At 63.4% G+C, this 3,378-nt stretch carries 4 protein-coding genes; all 4 read right to left on the bottom strand.

Annotation, left to right across the window (positions count from 1 at the left end; all coding sequences use genetic code 11):
• A partial coding sequence (gene trpCF, locus AAC083_RS08990) for a bifunctional indole-3-glycerol-phosphate synthase TrpC/phosphoribosylanthranilate isomerase TrpF (protein ID WP_181364694.1) occupies positions 1 to 1,046 on the bottom strand: 1,046 nt, incomplete at its 3' end.
• Positions 1,046 to 2,059, bottom strand: a complete 1,014-nt coding sequence (gene trpD / locus AAC083_RS08985) for an anthranilate phosphoribosyltransferase (protein ID WP_108536384.1) — start codon at positions 2,057 to 2,059, stop codon at positions 1,046 to 1,048. The genes trpCF and trpD, both read right to left, overlap by 1 nt.
• 10 nt (positions 2,060 to 2,069) lie before the next feature.
• The gene (locus AAC083_RS08980) at positions 2,070 to 2,669 is read right to left on the bottom strand and encodes an aminodeoxychorismate/anthranilate synthase component II (protein WP_099359685.1); all 600 of its coding nucleotides are present in this window, start codon (positions 2,667 to 2,669) and stop codon (positions 2,070 to 2,072) included.
• The coding region (locus tag AAC083_RS22980; RefSeq protein WP_258224639.1) for a chorismate-binding protein at positions 2,662 to 3,378 on the bottom strand (717 nt) is incomplete at its 5' end. The genes AAC083_RS08980 and AAC083_RS22980, both read right to left, overlap by 8 nt.

The following is a 3,378-nucleotide window of genomic DNA, read 5'->3' as shown; positions in this document are numbered from 1 at the left end:
ACGTAAGAGAGCGGCGCACCCGCCATCACGGCGCGGGCGGTGGGAATGTCCACATAGCGCGGGCTTTTCGCCACAAAGATGAGGCCGCCGAACACCGCACCCGCCTGATGGGCGGCGGCGGCATCGTCGGCGCGGGTCAGGCCGCACACCTTGTTCTGACCCAGAGTGAGCTTGCGTACCGCAGCCTCCAGATCCGGCTCGGCCATCAAGGATGAGCCCACCAGAAAGCCCTTGGCGTAGGGGCGAAGATCTGCCACCTGAGCGCGGTGATTGATCCCGGATTCGCTGATCACGACCCGGTCGGCGGGAATATCGTTGGCCAGCAACTTGGTACGGTTGAGATCGACGCTCAAATCGCGCAGATCCCGGTTATTGATGCCAATCACGGGGGCGCCGAGCGCAATGGCACGGGTCAGCTCCTCTTCGTTACTCACCTCGGTGAGCACGCCGAGGCCGAGCGCTTTGGCCACCGCGAACAGGGCGCGATAGCCTTCGTCGGTGAGCACAGAGAGCATCAAGAGGATGGCATCCGCCTGATAGTGGCGGGCCAGATAGACCTGATAGGGGTCAATCATGAAATCCTTGCAGAGCACCGGCTGCTGAACGCGGGCGCGCACCCGCGGCAAAAAGGCGAAATCCCCCTGAAAGAACTTCTCGTCGGTCAGCACCGAGATGGCGGTGGCGTATTTGCCATAGATGTCGGCGATGGCCTCCGGGCTGAAATCGTCGCGGATCAAGCCCTTGGAGGGAGAGGCCTTCTTGCACTCCAGAATAAAGCAGGTGGAGCCCGCCTTGAGCGCACCAACGAAATCCCGATCGCTGGGGGTCAGCGCGCTCTGGAAGCTCTCCAGCGGCTGGGCCAGCTTGCGGGCGGCGACCCACGCCTGTTTGGCCGCCACGATTTTGCCGAGAATGGTCTGGTTGATGGAGGCCATGTTCAGAAAGGCATGGGGGTCAATAAGGTCTGACATCTCGTTATCCTTGCGAAGCTGGCTCTTGCCCAGGTGGCGTTCTGAATGACTGCTGTGCGATGTGGTGGCTGACATCATGCCTCCTGATGACTCAGGGTCGCCAGTTGGGTGGCCAGCTCTGCTGCCTTGCCGCTGGCCAGCACCGCCAGCACCTGTGCCGCCGCGCTCTTGAGATCCGCCGCCTTGCCCGCCATCAGCAGCAGCGGGGCCACGTTGGCGGCGATAGCGGCGTTGTGGGCCGGGGTGCCTTTCCCTGCCAGAATGGCGGCGGTGATGGCGCGGTTCTCTTCGGGTTCCCCCCCCTGAATGGCACTGACCGGATAGGTATCGAGGCCAAAATCAGCCGGGGTGATCATGAATTCGCGGATCTCGCCGTCACGGATCTGGGCCACCTGGGTCGGGCCGTGGATGGCAATCTCGTCGAGCCCGGCGCCGTGCACCACCATACCGGTTTTCAGACCCAGCGCCAGCAGGGTTTCGGCGATGGGACGCACCAGCTCGGGGGCATAGACCCCCATCAGCTGATAGGTGGGGCGAGCGGGGTTGATGAGCGGCCCCAGCACATTGAACAGGGTGCGGGTCTTGAGGGCCTGACGCACCGGCATGGCGTGGCGCACGCCAGCGTGATACTGGGGGGCGAACAGGAAGCAGATGCCGAGCTCGTCAAGGCAATGGCGCGCCTGCGCCGGGCTCATGTCGAGCTTGATGCCCATCTTGTCGAGCAGATCGCTGGAGCCGGATTTACTCGATACAGAGCGGTTGCCGTGCTTGGCCACTTTCAGGCCGCAGGCGGCGGCGACCAGTGCCGAGGTGGTGGAGACATTGATGGTGTTGAGGCCATCGCCACCGGTGCCGACGATGTCGCAGAACTCGTAGTCCGGATGCGGGAAGTCGCGCGCTTCCGCCAGCAGGGCCTCGGCGGCACCGGTGATCTCCTCCGGGGTTTCCCCCTTGATCTTGAGGGCGGTCAATAAACTGGCGAGCACTATGGGATCCACTTCGCCACGCACCACTTGCCCGAAGGCGTCGCGGGTACTTTCACGGCTCAGAGACTGACCCTGGTAGAGGGTGTTGAGATGATGATGCATAGGGTCTTCCTTACCGCACACTGCTAACTGGACGGGTGATATGGGCGAGCGCCTGAGTCAGCAGGCGGGCCCCTTCCGAGGTCATGATGGATTCCGGGTGGAACTGGAAGCCCAGCACCCGCTCATCCTGCTGCTCGATGGCCATGGGCATGCCCTGATAGTGGGCAATCACCGTCAGCTCCTCCGGTACATAGGTGGCGACCAGCGAGTGGTAACGGGCCACCGGCAGCGGGCTCTGCAGACCGGCGAAGGCGCCGTGGCCGTTGTGCTCAATCAGGGAGCGCTTGCCGTGGACGATTTCACCCGCCGCGCCGACGGTGCCGCCGTAGGCTTCGCACAGGGCCTGATGGCCGAGGCAGATACCGAGGATGGGCACCTGACCACGGGCCAGCTTGATCAGATCAATCAGGCAACCCGCTTCATGGGGGGCGCCCGGCCCCGGCGAGAGCACCAGCACCGCATCCCCTTCGCAGGCGGCGATTTCGCTCATGATGCGGCTCGCTGGCAGGCTGTTGCGGTAGATCCGCACCGGATAACCGAGGGAGCGGAACTGGTCGACGAGGTTGTAGGTAAACGAGTCGAAGTTATCGAGCAGGAAAATGTTAGTCATGGCTCACGTCCTTATGTTGCTCCTGCTGGGCGCTCAGGGCTTGCAGTGAGGTGCCATGGCTGGCGGCGATGGCGGCCAGCACGGCGGCCGCCTTGGCGCGGGTCTCGTCCGCTTCGGCCTGGGGTTTGGAGTCATAGACCACACCGGCACCGGCTTGCACATGGGCAACGCCATCTTTGACAAAGGCGGAGCGAATGACGATGCAGGTATCCATCTCTCCCGTACCGTTGATGTAGCCGACTGCGCCGCCATAGCTGCCACGGCGCTTGCCCTCCACCATGCGAATAAGCTCGCTGGCGCGGATCTTGGGGGCGCCGGTGAGGGTGCCCATGTTCATGCAGGCCTGATAGGCGTGCAGGGCGTCCAGATCAGAGCGCAAGGTGCCGACCACCTTGGAGACCAGATGCATCACGTGGCTGTAGCGATCCACCTTGAGCAGCTCCTTGACGTAGCGGGTGCCGGGCGCCGAGATACGGGCGATGTCGTTGCGGCCCAGATCCACCAGCATCAGGTGTTCGGCGACCTCTTTTTCATCCTGACGCAGCTCCAGCTCGATGCGGCCATCCAGATCCCGGTTGATGCTGCCATCCGGGTTCAACCCCCGGCGACGGGTACCGGCGATGGGGTACATCTCGACGTCGCGGCTGGCGGCGCAGAATTTCACCGCGCTCTCCGGTGAAGCGCCAAACAGGGTGAAGTTTTCATCCTG

This window comes from Aeromonas sp. HMWF014 (assembly GCF_963878295.1).
Taxonomy (GTDB): Bacteria; Pseudomonadota; Gammaproteobacteria; order Enterobacterales; family Aeromonadaceae; genus Aeromonas; species Aeromonas popoffii.
This window is presented reverse-complemented; position numbering and strand designations above follow the sequence as displayed.

Excerpts from the sequence above, each read along its gene's own strand:
- AAC083_RS08980 (WP_099359685.1), bottom strand. The coding sequence starts at position 2,669 with ATGACTAACATTTTCCTGCTCGATAACTTCGACTCGTTTACCTACAAC.
- trpD (WP_108536384.1), bottom strand. The coding sequence starts at position 2,059 with ATGCATCATCATCTCAACACCCTCTACCAGGGTCAGTCTCTGAGCCGT.